Here is a 22,833-nt window from a genome sequence, read left to right on the forward strand (position 1 = left end):
GAGAGGTGAGATTATGATATGGGAAAAATCCTGTGGAGGAATAATATTTTTTTCAGAAAATGGTAAAGATAAATTTTTGGTGATAAAACAACTGAGTGGTTATTACGGATTTCCAAAGGGGCATATAGAAGATAATGAGACGGAGGAAGAGACTGCTCTAAGGGAGGTATATGAAGAGGTAGGTTTGAAAGCAGTGATAATAGAGGGATTCAGAGAAACTCTAGACTATCAGATAAATAAGAATATAATGAAGGAAGCTGTTTTTTTTCTTATGAAAAGTGACGAAAAAAATGTTATCCTAGATAAGAATGAAGTATTGGAATATGCGTGGCTAGATTATAAAGAAGCCTGGCAGAAGATAACCTTTGAAGAGGAAAAAGAAGCTTTTTTACGAGCCTATGAATATCTGAAAGAGGTGAAAAATGGAAGATAGGATATATACAGTTTCCCAGTTTAATAAGATGGTCAAAGATTATCTAGAAGATAACAATAATCTGAAAAACTTTTTTTTAAAGGGTGAAATTTCAGGGGTTAATTATTATAAAAGCGGCCATCTTTATTTTAGTCTGAAAGATAAAAACTGTCAGGTAAGATGTACTGCCTTTGGCTATAGATATAAAAAAATACCTGAGGATCTAAAAGAGGGAGACAGTGTAAAAATATTCGGAGATGCCACACTCTATGAGGCCAGAGGTGATTTTCAGATTATGGTACGTCACCTAGAGAAAGAGAATAAAATGGGTGCTCTCTATGAAGAGTTGGAAAAGGTTAAAAAAGAACTTTCTGAAAAAGGGTATTTTGACCGGGATAAAAAAAGGCCCATGCCATCACTGCCTCAGACAATAGGAGTTATAACCTCAGGAACAGGTGCCGCAGTGAGAGATATAATAAATACAGCAAGACTCAGATATCCAAATATAAATATATATGTATATCCTGCAAAAGTACAAGGACTAGGTGCGGCAAAAGAGGTCATAAGAGGAATAGAGGCTTTGAATAAAATAGAGGAGATCGATTTGATAATAGCCGGAAGAGGTGGAGGAAGTATAGAGGATTTATGGACATTTAATGAAAAAGATGTGGCTCTGGCGTATTTTAATTCTAAAAAGCCCATCGTCTCAGCAGTGGGGCATGAAATAGACGTATTACTTACAGATTTTACTGCTGATCTAAGATCTTCTACACCTACCCATGCTTCAGAAATGGTAGTTCCTGAAAAGAAAAAACTTCAGGAAAGTATTGAAAATCGTGAAAAATACCTGAAAAGTTATCTGAGAAAATATATTCACAAAAAAAAGGATGAGATCAGCAATAGAAGGAATTCCTTTGTTATAAAAAATTTCCAGAGATTAGTTCAGGAAAAAAATATGGAAGTTTTAGACAAAGAGCGGGAGTTTATAAAAAGTTATGAAAGATATATTTTGAAAAAAAGACAGGAGATGGAGATGAAAGTGGAAAAACTAAAGGCTCTAAATCCTGATAATATACTCAAAAGGGGATATAGTATAACCAGCTCTAATGGAAAAGTAATAAAAAATGCCCATGATATAGAACCTGGGGAAATACTGGAAACTATTTTTCATATAGGGAAATCAACTAGTGTAGTAAAGGAGATAGATGTTGATGAAAAAGGCATTATTTAGTCTTATTTTTATTTTTACAGGGATATTTTCCTATTCAATGGAAAAATCAGAGCTTATAAATGAAGGTATTTATCAAATTCAGATGGGAAATTACTGGAGAGGAAAAGAGTATCTCGAAGATTATCTGACCTTAGAAGAGGATATAGAGGCTTATCTTTATCTTATAGAAGCAGATAAAAAACTAGGAAATTTAAACCGGGCAGACAGCGTAGCTTCAACAGCTTCGAAAAAATATCCAGAAGATACAAGACCTTTATATGAGAGAGTCTTGATAAGAAAACTCATGGCAGATAATGAGAAAACAGGGTGGAAAAAAAATAAATATAATAAAGAATATTATGAGATGTTTGAAAAGTACCTGGCCAAAACAAAATATACAGACAGCGACAAAATATTCCAGCTTGGGAGTATATACTTTAAAAATAATTTATATGAAAAGGCCAATAATATTTTTGTAAAAGAAAAGAACCACGATGAGAGAAATATCTTTGGTGCAGCGACAACATATAGATTTTTGGGAGAGTATAGAAAAGCGGCTCTTTTATACGGTAAGATACTTCAGGTAAATCCGGATTTTTATGAGGCCTACCTTGGAAGAGGGGTATCCTATCAGCTGCTAGGTGATTATGGAAGAGCTGCAAAGGATTTTGAAATATGTCTCGAATATAAAAAAAATATAAACATTTATGTAGGGCTGGCAAACATGTATATTAATATGGAGAGATATAACAGTGCAAAAGAAATCTTGGAAAAAGCACAAAAGGATTATCCAGGTTCTCAGAATATAAAACGCCTTCTTATAGAGGTGTATTCTAAAATCGAGAGATAGGTGATTGGATGGAATGGTATAGACTCAGGGTGGCAGGAGTAAAGGATTCTCTTATAAGAAAATTCATGAAAAATTTTGATAACTATGAAGATATACTGAAATTGGACGGATCACAATTAGAGAGATACTACAATCTTAATTCAGAAGAGGTAAAACTCATCATGGGCTCTTGTAATCTGGATTCTGAGCTAGAAAAAGAAATGGATATACTGGAAAAAAACAAAATAAAAATTATGAGCCTACATGACAGCAGATATCCTATTTTTCTGAAAAATATAGCATCACCTCCTGTGTTTCTTTATGTAAAGGGAAAGGGAGAGTTTTGTGATAAGAATATAGGGGTTGTAGGGACTAGAAAAATGACTGCCTATGGACAGACGGCCTGTGAACGTATAACAATGGATCTAGTAGATGCAGGTGTAACTACAGTAAGCGGACTGGCTTTAGGGATAGACGGTGTCTGTCACAGGAAGACCTTGGAAAAAAACGGGAACAGTATAGCTGTAGTAGGCAACGGCCTGGATATAGTATACCCCCAGGAAAACAGCAAAATATGGGAAAGAATGGAAAGAGAGGGTACGATAATAAGTGAATTTCCTTTGGGGACAAGGCCCAATCACTATAATTTTCCCATGAGAAACAGAATAATAGCAGGTCTGAGCAAGGGAGTGGTGGTAGTAGAGAGTATGGCTAAAGGTGGCAGCCTTATCACAGCTGGACTTGCTTTGGAAGAGGGAAGGGACGTATTTGCAGTTCCTGGGGATGTTTTTTCACCTTCTTCAGAAGGATGCAACGATCTTATAAAAAAAAGTGAAGCAAAATTAATAGTATCGGGCATGGACATCTTAAAAGAATACGGATGGGACAGGGGAAAAGAAAGTATTTCCCAAAATGCCGGTGTAAATCTTAAAGGAAAAGAAAAAATTGTTTTTAATATTTTAAAAAAGGAAATGAACCTTGATGAACTTATAATGTCTACAGGCATAAGGGCTGGAGAACTGTTAGCAGTTCTTATGGAGCTTGAATTAAAGGGCCTTATATGCGGAGCTCCAGGGGGGAAATACAGACGAAAAGTCGTCTAACCTTGATTTTTTAAGACTTTTCGAATATAATTAAAATCAACATACCACAAAATATTCAGATAGGAGTGGAGACATTGGCGAAAAAAAATCTAGTTATTGTTGAGTCGCCTGCCAAGGCAAAGACCATAGAAAAAATACTGGGAAAGAATTATGAGGTAACCGCCTCGTTCGGACATATAAGAGATCTGCCTAAAAGTAAAATAGGCGTTGATATAGAAAATAATTTTGAGCCTTCTTATTCTACAATAAAGGGTAAAGGCGAGATCACAAAAGCTCTGAGAGCCCTTGCAAAGAAATCAAACAAAATCTATCTAGCATCCGATCCGGATAGAGAGGGAGAAGCCATAGCCTGGCATATCGCACATATTTTAAAGTTGGATGAGGGTGAATCAAACAGAATAGAGTTTAATGAGATAACTAAAACAGCCATAAAAGATGCAGTTAAAAACCCTAGGAAAATAGATATAGACAGGGTAAATGCACAGCAGGCCAGAAGAATATTAGACAGACTTGTGGGATATAAGATAAGTCCCCTTCTTTGGAAGATAATATCATCAAATACAAGTGCAGGAAGGGTTCAGTCAGTTGCACTGAAGCTTATTTGTGACCTTGAAGACAGCATAAAAAAGTTTGTACCAGAAGTATACTGGGAAGTATCCGGTGACTTTACCGGGGGAATAAACCTTAATCTCAATAAAATAGATAATAAAAAAGTCGATAAAATAAAAGACGAAGAGATAATAAAACAACTTAAAAAAGAGATTCCAGGTAAATCCTTTGAGGTGACAAGTGCCAAAATATCAGACAGAAGTAAGAAACCACCTCTTCCGCTTAAAACCAGTACACTTCAGCAGTTAGCCTCATCTTACTTGGGATTTTCAGCATCGAAGACAATGAGGGTAGCTCAGACTTTATACGAAGGACTGAATATAGACGGAAACCAAAAGGGTCTTATAACATATATGAGAACAGACTCCACAAGAATTTCAGATGAAGCCAAAGAGAGTGCCAAGGTCTTTATCGAAGAAAAGTACGGGAAAGAGTATGTGGGGAATTACACAGAGAAAAAAGGAAAAGGTAAGATACAGGATGCCCACGAGGCAGTAAGACCTACAGATGTACTTCTAGAACCTTTGAAGATAGAAAAACATCTGAATACAGACCAATTTAAACTTTACAGACTTATATGGGAAAGATTTATAATTTCTCAGCTGGCTCCGGTGAAGTTTAAGCAGTTTGAGCTTCTGACTAATTATGATAAGTACCAGTTTAGAGGTGTGGCAAATAAGATAATTTTTGACGGTTATTATAAGGTATTTAAAGGTGAAGATGCCATAGAGTCGGTAAAATTCCCGTCTATAAAGCAAGGAGACGCCCTTGTTCTTGAAAAATTAGGAGTAAAAGAGGGAATCACAAAGGCTCCTGCAAGATTGACAGAATCCTCTCTGGTAAAAAAACTTGAATCTGAGGGAATCGGAAGACCTTCTACTTATGCATCTATAATAGAAACTCTTAAAAAAAGGGAATATGTGGTGAGTGAAGGAAAAAGCTTTGTACCTACATCATTAGGCTACGAGGTAAAGGAAAATCTTCAGGAAAATTTCCCTCATATACTTAATGTAAAATTTACAGCTGGGATGGAAGAAAAACTCGACCGTATAGAAGAAGGAGAGCTTGACTGGAAAGAGACTTTAAAGGAGTTTTATGATGACCTTTCAAAATATCTCACAGTTTTTGAAAAAAAAGTGGAAGAGATGGAAAATAGGATCATTGTTTCAGATGTTCTTTGTCCATGCGGTAAGGGTAAAATGCTCATGAAAAGCGGGAGATTCGGAAGATACCTTAAATGTGAAGATGAAGAGTGTAAAGAAAAGTTTTCCCTAAAGGGAATAGATATACCTAAGGAGCAAATAGAAAAAGGCGAGATAATAGTAAATGAGATAGTTCAGGAAAGAGAAAAGCTAAAAAGGGGAAAACCTACTGATGTCTATACAGACAAGGGAGCCAATTTATTCCTAAAGGCAGGAAGATTCGGAAGTTATCTAGAAAGTGAAAACTTTGCAGAGGATGAGATCAGGACACCGTTACCTTCTGAAGTGAGAAAGATGCTGGCAGAAAACAGAGTAATAGAAAAAGACGGAGTGGTACAGCTGAACTCTATATTGAAAAAGATAGAAGAGGAAGAGGCTGAGCTTATAAGAAAAGCCGGACCTTGTGAAAAATGTGGAAGTCCTTTTGAGGTAAAAAGGGGAAGATGGGGGAAATTCCTGGCTTGTACGGGATATCCTGAATGTAAAAATATAAGAAAGCTTCCCAATGATAAAAAGAAAGAAGCAAATAAAAAGAAATAAACCCGCCTAGGCGGGTTTTATTTATGGGGATAAAAAAACTTCCTATAATTTTTAAAATATTGTATAATAAGGATAAATTGTATAGTGTAAAAAGTATAGAGGAGTAGAATATTTATGATAAAAGAGGTAGTGATAATAGGGGCGGGTCTTGCAGGTAGTGAGGCAGCCTATCAATTGGCTAAAAGAGGAATAAAGGTAAAACTTTATGAGATGAGGCCTTTAAAAAATACAGAGGCACATAAAAGTGAAAAATTTGGAGAACTTGTATGCAGTAACTCCCTAGGGTCTAATGCAACTTCTAATGCATCGGGACTAATGAAGGAGGAACTTAGACAGTTAGGGTCACTTTTGGTGGAAGTTGCAGATAAAAACAGAGTACCTGCAGGTCAGGCACTAGCTGTAGACAGAGAAGGGTTTTCTAAAGAGATAACTGAAACTCTGGAAAACATGGAAAATATAGAGATAATAAGAGAGGAACTGACAGAAATACCAGAGGAAGGAATAGTTCTTATAGCAAGTGGGCCTCTCTCATCAGACAGTATATCAGAAGAGATCAAAAAAATAACCAAGGACGAGCATCTTTATTTTTATGATGCTGCTGCTCCTATAATAGCCTTTGATTCTATAGATAAAGAGAAGGTATATTTTCAGTCAAGATATGATAAAGGTGACGGAGAATATATAAACTGTCCTATGAATATAGAGGAATATACAAATTTTTACAATGCACTGATAACTGCAGAAAGAGCTCCTTTAAAGACCTTTGAAGAGGAAAAACTTTTTGAGGCCTGTATGCCAGTTGAAAAAATGGCTGAAAGAGGAGAAAAAACTCTTTTGTTTGGGCCTTTAAAGCCAAAGGGTCTTACAAATCCAAGACATCCAGATATAAAGGATTATGCTGTAATCCAACTGAGACAAGATGACAAAGAGGGAAGACTTTACAACATGGTGGGATTTCAGACAAACCTCAAATGGGGAGAGCAGAAAAGAGTCTTTTCTATGATACCAGGTCTTGAAAATGCTGATTTTGTCAGATACGGTGTTATGCACAGAAACACTTTTATAAATTCAACGAAACTTCTCAAAGATACCCTTAATTTAAAATCCAATGAGAATATCTATTTCGCAGGACAAATAACAGGAAGTGAAGGGTATGTGGCTGCTATGGCTACTGGAATGATGGCTGCTATTAATATAGCCAATAGACTAGAGGGAAAAAAAGAATTTGTATTAGATGACAGAAGTGCTATAGGGGCGATAATAAAATATATAACAGAAGAAAAAAAGAATTTTCAGCCGATTGGTCCTAATATAGGTATAATAAGACCTTTAGAAGGAAAAAAGATAAGAGATAAAAGAGAGCGTTATACAAAGGTGGCAGAAAGAGCCCTGGATTATCTAAAGGAAAAACTGGGGGAAGAATAGTTCTTTTGGGGGATAGTCATGGAACCTTTTTTATTAGAAAAACTTATAAAAGATTTTATATATTTTGAGGAATTCGGAGACGGGAAGAGTCTGAATACTATAAAATCATTTAAAAAAGATCTTGGACAGCTGAGAGATTATCTCAGCAAAAAAGAAAATATAAATAATCCCAAGGATATAAAAGAGATGGCTCTCAGGGGTTTTTTGGTAGAATTGCAAAAGGAAAACATAGGAAAAAGATCTCTCAATAGAAAGATATCTTCCTTGAGAACCTTTTTTAAATACCTGAAAAATCAGGGATATATTGAAAAAAATCCCACGATTCTTCTTACTGGCCCGGCTTTTAAGGCAGATCTTCCTGAAATATTAACAAAAGAGGAGATAGACAGAATCAGAGAGGTCATAGATATAGAAAAAACAAACGGAATAAGAGACCGTCTTATTGTGGAGCTTTTGTATTCTAGCGGCATAAGAACCAGTGAACTTCTTTCTCTAGGAGAGAGTCTTTTTGATCTTGAAAAAAGACAGCTCAGAGTCACAGGGGGAAAACAACCTAGAATTGTATTTTTCAGTGAAAGAACAAGGGAATATTTTAAAAGATATGTAGAGTCTAAGAAAAAAAAGTACAGAGCAAAATACACAGCAGATATACTTTTTGTGAATGGTTCTGGAACGAGGCTGAGTGACCGGTCGTTGAGAAGAATAATAGAACGTTATGCAAAAAAGGCTGAAATACAAAAAGAGATAAGTCCCCATACTTTTAGACATACTTTCGGAGTGTATATGCTGACTCATGGAATGGGCCTTATGCACCTTCAGGAACTAATGGGACATGTGAGTGTTGAAAGCACTAAAATATACGAAGAGTTTGTAAATAAACCCAAAATTTTAAAGGGATATAATAATTATTGATTGATAACTGAGGTGGCAGATGGAAAAGTTTAGAGCAACAACGATAATAGCTGTAAAAAAAGATAACAAGGTGGCCATAGCCGGAGACGGACAGGTAACTTTCGGAGACACTGTATTTAAAAGCGGAGCTAAGAAAATAAGGAAAATGTATGATAATACAATACTCATGGGATTTGCAGGAAGTGCTGCCGATGCCTTTGCCCTTTTTGATAAATTTGAGGGGAAGCTTGATGAGTTTGGTGGGAATCTTAAAAAAGCTTCTGTAGAACTTGCAAAAGAGTGGAGACACGATAAAGCTCTGAGAGTCCTTGAAGCAATGCTTGTGGTAGCAGATAAAAGCAATGTACTAATTGTATCTGGAAATGGTGATGTAATAGAGCCAGACGACGGGATAGCGGCAATCGGAAGCGGAGGAAGTTATGCCTATGCTGCAGCTAAGGCTCTTGTAATGCATAGTGATTTAGGGGCTCCACAGGTAGCGGAAGAGGCTCTTAAAATAGCTGGGAATATGTGTATATATACAAATCTCAACATCAGTGTTGAGACTCTTTAGAGGAGGTTTAAATTGGCAAAAATAAAAAAATGTATCGGCTGCGGAATAGAGCTGCAAAATGAAAGCTCTGAAAAGCAGGGATTTGTACCTAAAAGTGTCTTAGAGAGTAGAAAAGAGATTTACTGTCAGAGATGTTTTAAAATAAAAAACTATGGAGAATATCTTCCGGTGGAGATGACAAAGGAAGACTATAGGAAAGAGGTTGGGAAACAGGCAGAAAGAGCAGATGTGGTCTTGGCTGTTTTTGATATAATCGACTTTGAAGGATCATTTGACGATGAGATACTAGATATTCTAAGGGAAAAGGATTCTATAATAGCAATAAATAAACTCGACCTTGTACCTGGGGAAAAGCACCCTTCTGAAGTATCGGACTGGGTAAAAGAAAGACTGGCTGATGAAGGGATAGCCCCACTAGATATAGCTATATTAAGTGCAAAAAGTGGATATGGTGTAAACGGGATAATAAGAAAACTCAGACATTTTTTCCCTGATGGTGCCAAGGCAATGGTCCTAGGAACTACAAATGTAGGTAAATCAAGTATAATAAACGGACTTTTAGGAGATAAAAAGGTAACTACATCTAAATATCCTGGAACTACTTTGAAAAGTCTTGAAAATATTATTTCAGGAACAAAGTTAACTTTGATAGATACTCCAGGGCTTATTCCTGAGGGAAGAGTTTCGGATATGGTCTGTGAAGAGTGTAATCTAAAAATAGTACCTGCCAACGAAATTTCTAGAAAAACATTTAAACTGGAAAAAGACAGGGTTCTCATGTTTGGAGGACTTCTCTGGATGAAGGTTATGAACTCTGAAAAGGCTATATTCTCTGCCTTTGCATCTAAAGATGTTAGTTTTCACGAAACAAATGAGGGAAGGCTAGAGGATCTCTTAAGAGATCATTCTGGAGATGCCATCTCACCTCCCTGCGAAAAATGTAGAGATGAGTATGCAGCTCTTCCTATGAAAAAAGAAGAATGGACTGTAGAGTCTGGAGAAGAACTGGTATTTAAAGGCCTAGGATGGATCTCTGTGAAAAGAGGCCCTCTGACTATAGAGGTTACTATTCCAGAAGGGGCAGAAATAATCTTAAGAGATGCCTTTATCAAACCAAGAAGATGATATGGGGGAGAATTCTCCCTCTTTTTTTGGATCTTTATTTTTGAGGTAAGTTATTGAATTTATCCAAAGTTCCGTTACTTTTCCTTGATGAAAAGTAACCAAAAATCAAGGCCTGTGAAAAATCAGCTAAATGCCTTCGGAAATCTAAGTAAAAATCAAAACTCGCTTTGCTCAGACAGTTGATTTTTTCTAGAGATTTCTCTCAGTCATTCTTAACGCTGATTTTGTCAATGGCCAAAAGAATTTCAAAAGATTTTAAATTCCCCTTTAAAAAATGCCGTTAAGAAATCATCTTGTGAAATCCACTTTCATTGAAATAAGGAGGTTTACCGACTATATTTCAATAGAAAGTTAGTTCAGAAGTGATTTTAGGTATTTTTTAGGGGTGCCTTTTCTTTGGTTACTTTCTTTGGGCAAGCAAAGAAAGTAACACAGCTTTTGGATAAATTCAGTAACTTATTTTAAATTCAATGGAAAATTGTAAAAATAAAAGTTCAGATGTAATTGTGTAAAGCAGGAGGTGGTGGATGTGAAAAAAGGTTTTACAATATTGGAGCTCATAATTGTGCTAGGTGCCTTGGCATTGTTTTTTGTAATGGCAGTACCTAGACTGAGTGATGTAAGGGATTCTACCAAGGCAGCAAGGGTACAGAAAGACCTTGTGGGAATGAGGGTGGCTCTGGAAAGTTATTATACTGCGACTGGTGAGTATCCCGACCTTATATCAGAAGGAATGAAAGATAACCTGAAACTTATAAAAGCTGAGAGTATAGAGGGGAAAAAGGTAAATTTTGCTCAGTTTCTGGAAAGAGACAGTATACCTAAGACTCCTAAAAGTGGTCTAATAGAAGAGAGTAACCTGGTGATAGACTGGGAAAATTCAGAGCAAATAGGTATAGGGGGATGGAAATATAATTACAGTGGAAAGACAGGGGAAATACACGCGAATCTTCCAGAGAATATGTATAATCAGCTTATAGAGTGGAGTGAGGAATAGGAACTGTAACAGACATGTAAAAAATGTAAAAATAATTGACAGGGGTAAAAGTATGTGGTAATCTCATAAAGATACTTTTGTATAAAGGAATGATTACATATTTGAGAATAGGATGAATTTGTATGAAAATCCTCTAGGGAAGGGGCACAACTTTACAATTTTTTAACTTGTAGAGTTTGGAAAAAATGAAAAAGTTTCAAATATACAATGTCGATAATGTTTTACAACACACATAAAAAAAAGGGAACTAGGAGGAAAGAGATTATGAAGAAAAGAGGATTTACTTTAATTGAACTTATGGTAGTAATCGCTATCATAGGACTACTGGCAGCAATAGCTTTACCAAAATTCAGCGATGTAACATCACAAGCAAAAGTGGCTAGTGTACAAGGAAACATATCTACTTTAAGAACATCACTTGGTATGTTTTATGCAACAGATGGAGCTTATCCTACTGCTTTATCTGCAGATTTATCAGCAATAAAAGGAATAGATTCGGATGGAGAAGACATTTATTTTACAGATTTTTATAATAAAAGCATAATGCCTGAAACTCCAACAACGGAATTAAAAGTTGCTGCTACAAATGCTGTAGTAACTACAAAAGATTCAAAAGGTGGATGGGTTTATACTTCCGATGGTACAATTAAAGCAAATATTATAGACGATGCATATGGACAAGGTACTGTATGGAGTGATTTTTAATTTAAAATATTTATAATAAAGAGGGGCTTCGGCCCTTTTTTACTTTGGGGGATAAATGAGGGAGAAATTTGGAATTTTGGGATATCTTTTGGCAACATCTGTGGCACCGCTTATAATTTTCGGTAAAAAAATAATTTTGGAAAATGATAGCAAAAGAGCAATGACTTATATAACTTATGATGGATATCAGATTGATTTTATTAGTTATTATAAATTAATGACTCTGATTACCGGAGCTGTGATCCTTATATTCTCAATGGCTGGAAAAATTGATCTTAAGAAAGAGTGCATTGGGATAAAATCTAAATATTATATAATGGGATCGACTTTGCTAGTTTTGTTAGTTATGAGTTTTATATTTTCAATAGACAGGAAAATATCTTTTTTAGGGATAAGCGGTAGATTTGAGGGATTTTTGGCAGAAATTTCATATATGGTGATATTTCTCACTGGACTTAGTTTCTTTAAAAACAGAAATTCAAGAGAAAAAATACTTAAATTTATAATCGGTTTCAGCGGGGTAATGTTTTTAGTAGGAATCTTCCAGTTTTTCGGATTTAATATTTTAGAAACTGATTTTATGTCAAATGTAATGACCGGTTTTGATGTCGAAAAGTTTGGCGGTTTAAAATACAGTTTCGGAAAATATGCAAGCTATGGTACACTTTCTAATCCTAATTATATGGGGAGCTATTCAATTATGCTTTTTTTTCTGGGGCTGGGTTTTTATCTGAGTTCTAGAGAAAGAATAAAAACTATTTTTTTTCTTGGGTACACTGGTCTAGCTTTTGCTAATCTCATAGGCTGTCATTCAAGAGCTGGATTTTTAGGTTTTCAAGGTGGGGTTCTTCTTTTTATTATTTTTATGAACAGGGAGATTCTGATTAACTGGAAAAAAATATTAGTATTGTCTCTTATGTGTATTTTGATCTGGAGTGGAATGGATATATTTTCTCAAAAAGCTCTGGGGAAGAAGCTGGGAAATATTTCAAAGGGAGTTAAGACTGAAGTTTATGGTATAGAGTCGGAAGGGAACCGTGTCGAGATCGACGGGGTAAGTAAACTCAAGATAATAGGAAGCTCGAATGGGCTAGAGTTTTATGACGCTATAAATGAAAAAATTCCTGTAAAAGAAAAAGACAGGCTTATTAATCTTCAAAAATCTGGGTATGAAAAATATTATGTTAAAAGACATAAAACTATAAAAGATCTTTATCTTTTTGGATATGGGGAGAGTTTTAATTATCAGCTTTATTTTATAGAAGGAAAATTTTACACTATTGATCATATGGATAATATAACAGAGATACCTGCTGTAAAAAGAATAAAATTTTTTGATGGTTATGAAAAAAAAGGATCATCGAGAATTTATATATGGTCTCGGAGTATTCCAAAGATATTTGAAAAGCCTGTATTTGGTCATGGGCAGGACACCTTTCCCCTTGTATTTCCTCAAAATGATTTTTTCGGAAAAAAACTGTCTTTTGGAATTAAAGGTATGTTGGTAGACAAGCCACATAATTATTTTATTCAGATAGCCATAAACAACGGAATACCAGCCCTTATTTTAATTGGATTTTTATTTTTGAGTTTTTTTTATGATTCTTTTAAAGTTTTTATAAAAAATAGGAATATTTTTACAGGATGTATCTTTCTGAGTGTTTTTTCTTATTTTATAACCTGTTTTTTTAATGACAGCGTAGTTTCTGTGGCTCCTTTATTCTGGACGTTTTTGGCAGTAGGAACATGCTTAAATACAGAAGGTTAATAATTTTTTATAGCAGGAGATGAAAAATGAAGAGAAAAGGTTTTACTCTTATTGAACTTATAGTAGTAATAGCAATAATAGGTATTTTGGCAGCAATAGCTCTTCCAAAATTAAGTGATGTAACTTCTCAGGCAAAGGCTGCAAATGTACAAGGAAATCTGGCAAATGTTAGAACATCTATAGGGATATACTATGCAAAGACAGAGACATATCCTGATTTTAAAGGTACAAGTACTTACAGTACAGGAGACCTTTCTGATGTTAAAAGCACTGGTATAAACGGAGAAGAGGTTTATTTTACAGATTTTTATAACAAAAGTGAGATGGTGTCAACTCCTTCGTTTGAAGGGTGTAGTACCCAAGAAACAGCCTGGAATAATATAACCACTGGTAGTGATGAAAATGGAGGCTGGACTTATTCCTATGACGACGGGACACTAATAGCAGACGTTCCAGACGATGCATTTGGACAGGGAATAATTTGGTCAGAGTTCTAGCTTGTGTGATTTATCAGAATATTTAAGTATAGAAAAATAGAAATAAAAGTGTTGTCCTAAAATAAAAACTGTGATAAAATTTATATTGGTGTCTCATAATAAAGAGGTGTAATATATTGGAAGACAGATTATTTTTTCATCGCAAAAAAGGATATTTATGTTTTTTTTACGATGGGATAGGTATATCCTTTTCTAAAGAAAAAATTTATGGGACAAGTATAAACAAAATAAAAGTTTATTATAAGCCTGATTCTATACTAAAAGTTTAGTATATTCCGGGCTTTTTTACATACTTAATAGGTTTTAGGAGGTTATCATGAAGTATGATATTATTTTTGTAGGCGGGGGACAGGCAAATATTTTTGGAGCTTATGAAGCAATAACAAAGAATCCAGATATAAAGATTCTGATTGTAGACAAGGGAAGGATGCTGAAAGAAAGAGTCTGTCCTAAGGAAAAAACGGATAAGTGTGTGAAGTGTGATACTTGTGCCATAATATATGGGATAAGCGGGGCAGGGGCATACTCAGATTCAAAATTTAACATGGATTATAGAGTTGGCGGAGATGTACATACAGTTACAGGAAAACAGCTTGTAAATGATACTATAAATTATGTGGCGGAAATTTATAAAAAATTTGGTTTTGACGAAGAACCTGCAGGGATAAAATACAATGAAGAAATGGAAGAGGTAAAAAGAAGGTGTATAGAAAATAATGTGCAGTTGGTTGACACTCCTACAATGCACTTGGGGACAGACGGATCTAGAGAGTTGTACACAAAACTTGTGGATTACCTTTTGGGTAAGGGAGTAGAATTCCTGACTGGCCATGGTATAGAGGAACTGATTATAGAAAATAATCAGGTGAAAGGAATAATACTTTCAGGTAAAAAATCTGAAACAATTTATTCTGATAATGTAATTATGGGAATAGGTAGAAGCGGAGCCAAGAAAATGATGAAACTCTGCCAAAAGCATGGAATAGATTACAGCACAGGGGCAATAGATGTAGGAGTGAGGGTAGAAGTACCTGATGTGGTAATGAAAAATATAAATAAAAATTTTTATGAAGCGAAAATGGTATATTACACCGAAAAGTATAGAGATAAGATGAGAACATTTTGTAGTAATCCCAGTGGTTTTATTGCTGTGGAGAAACACAGTGATGATGTAATATTGGCAAATGGTCATGCGTATAAGGACAGGAAGTCTATAAATACAAACTTAGCCCTTCTTTGTACAAAAACTTTCACTCATCCATTCAGCCATCCCTTTGAGTATGCCACTGCTATAGCGAAGATGTCATCTATGCTTACAGGGGGAAAAATACTTATGCAGTCATATGGAGATTTGAAGGCAGGAAGAAGGTCCACAGAAGAGAGGTTATCTAGGCTGAATATAGTTCCCACAACAGATGACTATGTTGCTGGGGATATAGCACTAGCCTGTCCTAAAAGGATACTGGACAACATAATCGAGTTTATAGAGGTTCATGACAAGATAACCCCTGGTTTTGCATCTAGTGATCTATTGCTTTATTTTCCAGAGATAAAGTTTAGAAGTACAAGAGTGGCTATAAATGAACACATGGAAACTAGTATTAAAGGGTTTTACTCTGTGGGAGATAGTTCGGGATATGGAAGTGGACTTAATATTGCAGCAGTAATGGGAATACTAGCAACTAGAGATATAATAAGCAAATAAAAAAAGTCTATGTCTATAAGCTATGAAATTTTTCAGTTTTAACCTAAATAATCAAGATAATCTGATTGGGTTAAATGAATTGTTTTTAATGTTTATTTTTGAATATCAAAAATTATTGACAAAAATATAACAGAGGTATATAATTTATATAAATAAAATTGAATAATATACGATTCTTATCGAGAGTGGTGGAGGGACTGACCCTGTGAAACCCGGCAACCTGCCTTAAAAGGTGTGGTGCTAAATTCAGAGCTAAAAAAGCGAAGATAAGAGAGAGACCCGATCTGTACAGCCTCTTTCTTACTGAAAGAGGCTTTTTTTATAACAAATAATATTACCAAGGAGGATTTATATAAATGGAAAACAAAATATTTTTTACTTCAGAATGTGTTTCACCGGGCCATCCTGATAAGATAGCCGACCAGGTATCAGATGCAGTGCTAGACGCCTGCATAGCAGAAGACCCAAATTCTAGGGTAGCCTGCGAAGTATTTTGTACAACAGGTCAGGTAGTGGTAGGAGGAGAGATAACTACCAATACATATGTAGATGTGCAAAAGATAGTAAGAGACAAGATAGAAGAGATCGGATACAAGCAGGGAATGGGATTTGACTCAGACTGCGGAGTGCTTAATGCAATACATTCACAGTCTCCTGATATAGCAATGGGTGTAGATATCGGAGGAGCAGGAGACCAGGGAATAATGTTCGGAGGAGCTGTAAAAGAAACTCCTGAACTTATGCCTTTAGCCCTTGTTCTTGCAAGGGAGATAATCGTAAAATATACAAGAATGGCAAGATCTAAAGAGGTAATCTGGGGAAGACCAGACGCAAAGTCTCAGGTAACTCTTGCGTATAATAAAAACGGGACTGTAGATCATGTTGATACAGTAGTAGTATCTGTACAGCATAACCCTGAAGTAAGTCAGGAAGAGATTCATGAAACAATAATAGAAAAGGTAGTAAAACCTGTCCTTGAAAAATATAAAATGAATCCTGGAAGGGTAAAACATTACCATATAAATCCAACAGGAAGATTCGTAATCGGCGGACCTCACGGAGATGCTGGTCTTACAGGAAGAAAGATAATAGTAGATACCTATGGTGGATACTTTAGACACGGTGGAGGAGCTTTCTCAGGAAAGGATCCTTCAAAGGTGGACAGGTCTGCCGCTTATGCAGCAAGATGGGTAGCTAAGAATATAGTTGCTGCAGAACTTGCAGAAAAGTGTGAAATACAGCTTTCTTATGCTATAGGGGTAGTAGAGCCTACATCTGTAAAAGTAGATACCTTTGGAACAGGAAAAATAGAAGAGGTAAAGCTAGCTGAGATAGTGCAAAAGGTATTTGACCTAAGTCCTAGAGGGATAGAACTAGCCTTAGAGCTAAGATCAGGAAACTTTAAGTATCAGGATCTTGCAGCCTTCGGTCATATAGGAAGGACAGACATAGATCTTCCTTGGGAAAGAACAAATAAGGTAGAAGCTATAAAAAAACTTGTATAGAATAAAAACAGTTTAACAGGCAGTCTAATGACTGCCTGTTTTAATATTCAAATCATAAATGCAGCAGAAGATAAAACTTGACATAAATAATAAAGAAATGTAAAGTTATTGATAACAAAAGAATTTTCATAAAAAATGTATTTTTAAAATGAATCAGCAAAGAAAGAGGAATTAATTTTTTATTATAGAATAATATTTTTGTCAAGAAAAATCCCGGTTATAAGTGAAAGGGGGAGAGTATGAAGATACTAAAACCAAGAGGCGGAGTTCATCCAAAAGAGATGAAGGAGTTGACCTCAGATAAAAATATAGAAGTGATGCCTGATCTAAAGGAGTATAAAGTATCCCTCCATCAGCATATAGGGGTTCCTGCTTTTCCAATGGTATCTGTAGGAGACTATGTAATGGCAGGTCAGGAGATAGGTAAATGTACTGCAATGTTATCAGTGGCAGTTCATTCTCCTGTATCTGGATATATCAAGGATATAGTGAAAGAAAATAATGAAACATTTATAATTGTAGAAAACGATTTTGAAAATAATTGGGTTGATTTAAAACCTTGGTATGACACAAATTTATTTGTGGGTAAAACTTCCACAAAATTTGTTACTTTTATAAGGGAGATGGGGATATGCGGTCTAGGTGGTGCAATGTTTCCAACTCACATGAAATTTCAGGCTGATGAATATGAAAAAATACATACTGTAATAATAAACGGGGCAGAGTGTGAACCTTATTTAAATTCAGATAACAGGATCATGGTGGAAAAAACCTCGGAAATTATGATTATATTGAATAGATTATTTGATTTTATGAATATAAACAAGGTAATTATCGCTGTAGAGGACAATAAAAAAGAAGCCATTGAAAAAATAAGAAAATTTTTGGACGACTCTGGAAAAATAGAGCTGGCAGTTCTCGAAAGTGTATATCCTCAAGGAGGAGAGAAGCAGATCATAAAATCTCTGATGGGTATAGAGGTACCTGTACACAAAATACCTATGGAGTACGGGATGGCAGTAATAAATGTGGGGACCTTGTATGCCTTGTATGAGGGAATGTATAGAGGAAAACCTCTTATAGAAAGAGTTGTTACTGTATCTGGACTGGGGATAAAAGAACCTAAGAATATTTTGGCTAAGATAGGTACTCCTATAAAGGATATTCTGGATTATGCAGGCATAGACAGAAGTAAAACTTATAAAGTTATTCTAGGTGGACCTATGATGGGAAGAACCATAGGAGATGAAAAAGAAAATCTCAAGAAGGGTACTGGCGGAATACTGGCTTTGCTCAAAGATGAATGCAACGAGTATGAAACAAAGGCATGTATAAACTGTGGCGCCTGTGTAGATGTATGCCCTATGGGACTTATGCCTTTAAGATATGTGGAACTAGCAAGAAAAGGGGACTACAGCAGGATGGAAAAAAGGTACAGCCTTAGCAGTTGTATAAAATGTGGTTGCTGTGAATATGCATGTCCTACTAAAAGACCAATTATAAAATCAATATTTTTAGGTCTGAAAAAATTGAAGGAGGAGAAAAATGGATTATAAATTAAGTGCTTCTCCTCACGTAAGAAAAAAAGATACTTTGGAAATGGTAATGTATGACGTAGTAATAGCACTTCTTCCCTGCATGGCAAGTGCTGTGTATTATTTTGGATGGGAAGCGGTAAAAATAATGTTGGTGGCTGTGACCTCTGGTCTCATAACAGAAGCAATACTGGCAAGGCTAATGGAAAAATCCTGGAAATGCATACTTGACGGAAGCGGACTGGTGACGGCACTTCTTTTGGCACTTATTGTCCCCCACCTGACTCCTTTATGGATGGTTGCCTTGGGAAGTATTTTCGGTATAGGGGTTGGAAAGATGGCTTACGGAGGTGTTGGAGAAAATATTTTTAACCCAGCCCTCGTAGGAAGAATATTTATGATGATATCCTTTCCGAGCACTCTTTATAAATTTCATACTGCTGATGGTTTAGCAGGTGCTACAGCATTTCCATTGGTTAAATATATGGGTGCAGATTGGCTTGCATCAAATGTAGGGGGAAAGGCAGAACTTTATAAAAATTTATTTACAGGAAAAGAAATTTTGGGGTCAATGGGTGAAATAAACAAGGGAGCTATCTTAGTTGGTTTTTTATATTTGGGTTTTAGAAAAAGATTGAAATGGAGAGTTCCTCTGGTGGTAGTTTTAACCAGTGGACTTTTGAGTTATTTAAATGGAGAAGATCCTATTATTTCCATTCTTTCAGGAGGACTGATTTTTGGAGCAGTGTATATGTGCACTGATATGGTGAGCGGACCTGTAACTGAAAATGGAAAGGCTGTTTTTGCTATATTTGTAGGAACGTGTGCTTTTTTTATAAGGAAGTACACATCTCATCCTGTGGGTATAGGGTATGCTATTCTTCTTGGAAATGTAATTGCACCACTTATAAATAAATATACGGAACCTAGAGTATATGGAAAGGATAGAAATATGAAAAAAATATATGGTATTTTATCAGTGGTGATTCTATTTATAGCAGGGATATTTATGCTTACCAGTCTCGATAAAATAAATCAAAAAAGAAAAGAGGCCCGTGAGGAAAAAATTATGTCACAGGTTAAAAGTTATATTTTTCAAAAAGATCTGAGGTATGACGATGAAGAGGGAATCTATTATGAGGGTTATGTTTTTATACCGGCATATGATGAATATGAAAATAGGTATTACCTTGTTTTAGGAGAGGCACGGGGCTACGGGAGTAAAATGATAAAATTTGCTATGGGTATTACTCCAGATAAAAAGATAGCCGGAGTGAGAATACTAGAAGCCAGTGAGACAGAGGGTCTTGGAGCTAAAATAACAGATGAAAAATGGATGGAGCATTGGCGAGGAATGGATTCTGACTATAAGTTTGATAAGGAAAAAGATGCAGCAGCTGGAGCTACATACACTTATAAAAATATACATAAGACGTTTAATGACGTATTGGTCAAAAGTAAAAATCTATCGAAAGACGACTCTCAAGAAGAAGAGGAAGAGTTAGACGGAGAGGGAGGAGCTACAGATACTGAAGGTTGGGGAGAAGAGGAAACAGAAACTCGAGATACTCAGATGTCAGAAACAGAGGAACTAGATGGAGAGGGAGGAGCCACAGATACTGAAGGTTGGGGAGAAGAGGAAACAGAAACTCAAGATACTCAGATATCAGAAACACAAGACGGAGAAGGGGGAGCTACCGATTCTGATTGGGAGGAAGAGGGTGATTCAAAATGGTAAAAAGAGGCCGTGAACTTCTATTGAAAAGCGGAGTTTTTATACTTATACTTGCTTCTAATTTTAGTCTCACGACTATATTTAAGGTATGGCTTCTGGAAACCGCTTTTCTTACAGTACTTTTTTTCTATGGTACAATTCAAAAAAAATTGATAAGGGGCAGATATTATAGATATAATTTAATGATTTTTTCACTTTTAATGGTAGCAGGTTTGATGAATTTTTCCGGTGAAATATTTCAAAATGGAGAGGAAAGATTTTCTAGGCTTTTAGTGGTTGTAATTTTAAACTACTATATGTATCTGGATATGAAAAATGGTTTGAAAGATGTGAGAGATGTAAGTATTACTTTTATAAGTTTTGGACTGTTGATGTGGGGCATCAGAAAGGCATTTTTATATTTTCCTGAACCGGTCTTGTTTTTTAGTCTGCCTCCGGGAATATTATTTTCATTCGCTTTGCTAGCTGCCATTATCAGGAAAGCTTGTAAGAGAGGTGGAGAAAATGTTTAGATTTGTAATGGGAATCGTGTTGGCTGCATTCATTACGGAAAATGTATTTTTTTCAAGGTATGACTCGGTTGAACATTTTAGTGAGGATAAGAATGATGAAAGAACCCTAGGGATAATGGCATTGACTATAATTGGTCTTATCTGGATAGGATATAGTTTTTCATATTTGTTGTCTGGAGGAAAATTATTCACAATAATGGTCATTATTTTTTTCTTGGGAGAGATGATAAAAAATATTTTTAGAAAGTATTGTAAAAGAAGAGATATAGACGATCTTATAAAGATAACAATTATACTTTCTGCTTTCAATATAAATTTTGAAAAAGGTTATATTGAAAATTTAATACTGGTTTTTATATCTGGATTTACATATTTTATATTTTGTCTTATATTTGCCAATATAAATGAAAGGTTAGAATACCTTGAAATTCCAAAATTTATGGAAGGGGGACCAATAAAAGTAGTTACTTTTGCTCTGATAGCAATGGTTTTTTATGCTTTTACAGGGATAAAGATTTGAAGACAGACCTCGTTGGTGAGGTCTTTTTTTCTTGAAGCAATGTTGAGATACAATTTATTTCAGAATTTGCTTTATCTTGAAAATGGGTATTAAATGTGATAGTATTTACTAAAAACCTTGTAAAATAAGTGTTTAGGAGGGAAAAATGGGTATTTTAAAGAAAATATTTGGATTTGGAAAGAAAAAGGAAAAGATTCCTGAGGAGATAGAAAAGGAAAAGGTAATATACGAGGAGAAAAAAGCTGAAGAGGTAAAAAAGGTCATAGAGGAAGTGGCTAAGGATGAGTTTGTAGGGGGAAAGAAAGAGGTTAAAAAGAAACCCGAAGAACTTGAAGAGCCAAAAAATGAAGTTTCTGAAGAGTCAGTGGAAGAAAAAGCAGAAAAACTGAAACTTGAAGAGGAAAAAGTAGAGGTTGAAAATGAAAGCATAGACTTAAAACAGAGTGAAGAAAAAGAAATAGTAGTTCCAAAAAAGAAAGGTTTTTTTACTTCTTTAAAAGAAAAACTCTCAAAATCAAGGGAAGGTTTTTTTGGAAAGGTAAAAGGCTTCTTCTTAGGTAGAAGTGTTATTGACGATGAGATGTATGAAGATTTAGAAGAGATGCTCATACAGTCGGACATAGGAATGGATATGACTCTCAAAATAGTGGGTGCTCTTGAAAAAGAGGTTAGATCAAGAGGGATAAAAGACCCAAAAGAAGTATACGGAGTCCTTAAAGATGTAATGGAAAACTTCCTTATAGAGGAAGAAAATGAATTGAAAACAGAAAAACCTGGACTAAATGTAATTCTTGTAGTAGGAGTTAACGGAGTGGGAAAAACTACCACAATAGGAAAGATAGCTTCGAAATTAACTAAAGAAGGAAAGAAAGTAATTGTAGGTGCAGGAGATACCTTCAGGGCAGCAGCAATAGAACAACTAGAAGAGTGGACAATAAGGGCAGGAGCAGAGATTATAAAACACCAGCAGGGAACAGACCCAGGCGCAGTTGTTTTTGATACGCTGAAGGCAGCAGAAAACAGGAATGCAGATGTTGCAATAATAGATACAGCTGGAAGGCTGCACAATAAGAACAACCTTATGAAAGAGCTGGAAAAGATAAATAGGATCATAGAGAAGCATGTAGGGGACTCATCTTATGAAAGTATACTTGTAATAGACGGAACCACAGGACAAAACGGACTGAATCAGGCAAAGGTATTTAATGAGGTGACAAAGTTAACAGGGTTTATTGTCACTAAATTGGACGGAACGGCAAAGGGCGGGATTGTCTTTGCGATCTCAGAGGAGCTTAAAAAACCAATCAAATTTATAGGTGTTGGAGAGGGTATAGAGGATTTGAGACCTTTCAAACCTAAAGAATATATTGATGCTATTTTTGAGTAATAAATAACTTTTTTTTATATTTAACTGACAAAAAAATGCTCTAAAAA

20 protein-coding genes and 1 riboswitch are annotated in these 22,833 nt (G+C 35.5%); all 20 genes read left to right on the top strand.

All coding sequences use genetic code 11. The annotated features are described in order from the left end of the window. The first annotated feature begins 13 nt into the window (after nt 1-13). The gene (locus ILYOP_RS02705) at nt 14-433 is read left to right on the top strand and encodes a bis(5'-nucleosyl)-tetraphosphatase (protein ID WP_013386979.1); all 420 of its coding nucleotides are present in this window, start codon (nt 14-16) and stop codon (nt 431-433) included. Further along, nucleotides 423-1,643: an exodeoxyribonuclease VII large subunit gene (gene xseA / locus ILYOP_RS02710; protein WP_013386980.1), complete on the top strand. Its 1,221-nt coding sequence runs from the start codon at nt 423-425 to the stop codon at nt 1,641-1,643. Before ILYOP_RS02705 ends, xseA begins: the two co-directional genes overlap by 11 nt. After that, a complete protein-coding gene (locus ILYOP_RS15070) occupies nt 1,624-2,472 on the top strand; it encodes a tetratricopeptide repeat protein (protein ID WP_013386981.1) in 849 nt (282 codons plus the stop codon). The genes xseA and ILYOP_RS15070 overlap by 20 nt, the downstream gene beginning before the upstream one ends. An 8-nt stretch (nt 2,473-2,480) precedes the next feature. Then, nucleotides 2,481-3,554, top strand: coding sequence for a DNA-processing protein DprA (dprA, locus tag ILYOP_RS02720; protein WP_013386982.1), 1,074 nt, complete (start codon nt 2,481-2,483; stop codon nt 3,552-3,554). A gap of 74 nt (nt 3,555-3,628) precedes the next feature. After that, entirely contained in the window at nt 3,629-5,905 is a 2,277-nt protein-coding gene (topA, locus tag ILYOP_RS02725; RefSeq protein ID WP_013386983.1) for a type I DNA topoisomerase, read from the top strand. A gap of 114 nt (nt 5,906-6,019) precedes the next feature. Beyond that, entirely contained in the window at nt 6,020-7,330 is a 1,311-nt protein-coding gene (gene trmFO, locus ILYOP_RS02730; protein ID WP_013386984.1) for a methylenetetrahydrofolate--tRNA-(uracil(54)-C(5))-methyltransferase (FADH(2)-oxidizing) TrmFO, read from the top strand. Nucleotides 7,331-7,348: 18 nt separating this feature from the next. Next, on the top strand, nt 7,349-8,242 hold the full coding sequence (locus ILYOP_RS02735) for a tyrosine-type recombinase/integrase (RefSeq protein ID WP_013386985.1): 894 nt from the start codon (nt 7,349-7,351) through the stop codon (nt 8,240-8,242). Nucleotides 8,243-8,261: 19 nt separating this feature from the next. Continuing rightward, nucleotides 8,262-8,795, top strand: coding sequence for an ATP-dependent protease subunit HslV (gene hslV, locus ILYOP_RS02740; RefSeq protein ID WP_013386986.1), 534 nt, complete (start codon nt 8,262-8,264; stop codon nt 8,793-8,795). A gap of 12 nt (nt 8,796-8,807) precedes the next feature. Continuing rightward, complete coding sequence (yqeH, locus tag ILYOP_RS02745) at nt 8,808-9,920, top strand: ribosome biogenesis GTPase YqeH (protein ID WP_013386987.1); 1,113 nt, start codon at nt 8,808-8,810, stop codon at nt 9,918-9,920. 529 nt (nt 9,921-10,449) lie between these two features. After that, a complete protein-coding gene (locus ILYOP_RS02750; RefSeq protein WP_013386988.1) occupies nt 10,450-10,917 on the top strand; it encodes a type II secretion system protein in 468 nt (155 codons plus the stop codon). Nucleotides 10,918-11,181: 264 nt separating this feature from the next. Next, nucleotides 11,182-11,622, top strand: a complete 441-nt coding sequence (locus ILYOP_RS16110) for a type II secretion system protein (protein ID WP_013386989.1) — start codon at nt 11,182-11,184, stop codon at nt 11,620-11,622. A gap of 55 nt (nt 11,623-11,677) precedes the next feature. Then, the gene (locus ILYOP_RS02760) at nt 11,678-13,390 is read left to right on the top strand and encodes an O-antigen ligase family protein (RefSeq protein WP_013386990.1); all 1,713 of its coding nucleotides are present in this window, start codon (nt 11,678-11,680) and stop codon (nt 13,388-13,390) included. A gap of 26 nt (nt 13,391-13,416) precedes the next feature. Beyond that, complete coding sequence (locus tag ILYOP_RS16115; RefSeq protein WP_013386991.1) at nt 13,417-13,887, top strand: type II secretion system protein; 471 nt, start codon at nt 13,417-13,419, stop codon at nt 13,885-13,887. A 316-nt stretch (nt 13,888-14,203) separates the two neighbouring features. Then, the gene (locus tag ILYOP_RS02770) at nt 14,204-15,592 is read left to right on the top strand and encodes an NAD(P)/FAD-dependent oxidoreductase (protein WP_013386992.1); all 1,389 of its coding nucleotides are present in this window, start codon (nt 14,204-14,206) and stop codon (nt 15,590-15,592) included. 173 nt (nt 15,593-15,765) lie between these two features. Further along, a riboswitch (SAM riboswitch) is annotated at nt 15,766-15,865 on the top strand. An 83-nt stretch (nt 15,866-15,948) separates the two neighbouring features. Further along, nucleotides 15,949-17,097 carry a methionine adenosyltransferase gene (metK, locus tag ILYOP_RS02775; protein WP_013386993.1) on the top strand — a complete coding sequence of 383 codons (1,149 nt, stop codon included), beginning with the start codon at nt 15,949-15,951 and terminating at the stop codon, nt 17,095-17,097. A 239-nt stretch (nt 17,098-17,336) separates the two neighbouring features. Continuing rightward, nucleotides 17,337-18,653 (top strand): electron transport complex subunit RsxC, encoded by a 1,317-nt coding sequence (gene rsxC, locus ILYOP_RS02780; RefSeq protein ID WP_013386994.1) that lies wholly within the window; start codon nt 17,337-17,339, stop codon nt 18,651-18,653. Next, nucleotides 18,643-20,370 carry an RnfABCDGE type electron transport complex subunit D gene (locus ILYOP_RS15080; RefSeq protein ID WP_013386995.1) on the top strand — a complete coding sequence of 576 codons (1,728 nt, stop codon included), beginning with the start codon at nt 18,643-18,645 and terminating at the stop codon, nt 20,368-20,370. Before rsxC ends, ILYOP_RS15080 begins: the two co-directional genes overlap by 11 nt. Continuing rightward, the gene (locus ILYOP_RS02790) at nt 20,364-20,879 is read left to right on the top strand and encodes a hypothetical protein (RefSeq protein ID WP_013386996.1); all 516 of its coding nucleotides are present in this window, start codon (nt 20,364-20,366) and stop codon (nt 20,877-20,879) included. Before ILYOP_RS15080 ends, ILYOP_RS02790 begins: the two co-directional genes overlap by 7 nt. Next, the gene (locus tag ILYOP_RS02795; protein WP_013386997.1) at nt 20,872-21,399 is read left to right on the top strand and encodes a hypothetical protein; all 528 of its coding nucleotides are present in this window, start codon (nt 20,872-20,874) and stop codon (nt 21,397-21,399) included. Before ILYOP_RS02790 ends, ILYOP_RS02795 begins: the two co-directional genes overlap by 8 nt. A 145-nt stretch (nt 21,400-21,544) precedes the next feature. Continuing rightward, complete coding sequence (gene ftsY / locus ILYOP_RS02800) at nt 21,545-22,786, top strand: signal recognition particle-docking protein FtsY (RefSeq protein ID WP_013386998.1); 1,242 nt, start codon at nt 21,545-21,547, stop codon at nt 22,784-22,786. The last annotated feature ends 47 nt before the right edge of the window (nt 22,787-22,833 follow it).

The sequence above is a fragment of the Ilyobacter polytropus DSM 2926 genome (assembly GCF_000165505.1).
Lineage (GTDB): Bacteria > Fusobacteriota > Fusobacteriia > Fusobacteriales > Fusobacteriaceae > Ilyobacter > Ilyobacter polytropus.

Coding starts and splice junctions, on each gene's coding strand:
- ILYOP_RS02705 (WP_013386979.1), top strand. CDS start 14: ATGATATGGGAAAAATCCTGTGGAGGAATAATATTTTTTTCAGAAAAT.
- xseA (WP_013386980.1), top strand. CDS start 423: ATGGAAGATAGGATATATACAGTTTCCCAGTTTAATAAGATGGTCAAA.
- ILYOP_RS15070 (WP_013386981.1), top strand. CDS start 1,624: ATGAAAAAGGCATTATTTAGTCTTATTTTTATTTTTACAGGGATATTT.
- dprA (WP_013386982.1), top strand. CDS start 2,481: ATGGAATGGTATAGACTCAGGGTGGCAGGAGTAAAGGATTCTCTTATA.
- trmFO (WP_013386984.1), top strand. CDS start 6,020: ATGATAAAAGAGGTAGTGATAATAGGGGCGGGTCTTGCAGGTAGTGAG.
- ILYOP_RS02735 (WP_013386985.1), top strand. CDS start 7,349: ATGGAACCTTTTTTATTAGAAAAACTTATAAAAGATTTTATATATTTT.
- hslV (WP_013386986.1), top strand. CDS start 8,262: ATGGAAAAGTTTAGAGCAACAACGATAATAGCTGTAAAAAAAGATAAC.
- ILYOP_RS16110 (WP_013386989.1), top strand. CDS start 11,182: ATGAAGAAAAGAGGATTTACTTTAATTGAACTTATGGTAGTAATCGCT.
- ILYOP_RS02760 (WP_013386990.1), top strand. CDS start 11,678: ATGAGGGAGAAATTTGGAATTTTGGGATATCTTTTGGCAACATCTGTG.
- ILYOP_RS16115 (WP_013386991.1), top strand. CDS start 13,417: ATGAAGAGAAAAGGTTTTACTCTTATTGAACTTATAGTAGTAATAGCA.
- ILYOP_RS02770 (WP_013386992.1), top strand. CDS start 14,204: ATGAAGTATGATATTATTTTTGTAGGCGGGGGACAGGCAAATATTTTT.
- metK (WP_013386993.1), top strand. CDS start 15,949: ATGGAAAACAAAATATTTTTTACTTCAGAATGTGTTTCACCGGGCCAT.
- rsxC (WP_013386994.1), top strand. CDS start 17,337: ATGAAGATACTAAAACCAAGAGGCGGAGTTCATCCAAAAGAGATGAAG.
- ILYOP_RS15080 (WP_013386995.1), top strand. CDS start 18,643: ATGGATTATAAATTAAGTGCTTCTCCTCACGTAAGAAAAAAAGATACT.
- ILYOP_RS02790 (WP_013386996.1), top strand. CDS start 20,364: ATGGTAAAAAGAGGCCGTGAACTTCTATTGAAAAGCGGAGTTTTTATA.
- ILYOP_RS02795 (WP_013386997.1), top strand. CDS start 20,872: ATGTTTAGATTTGTAATGGGAATCGTGTTGGCTGCATTCATTACGGAA.
- ftsY (WP_013386998.1), top strand. CDS start 21,545: ATGGGTATTTTAAAGAAAATATTTGGATTTGGAAAGAAAAAGGAAAAG.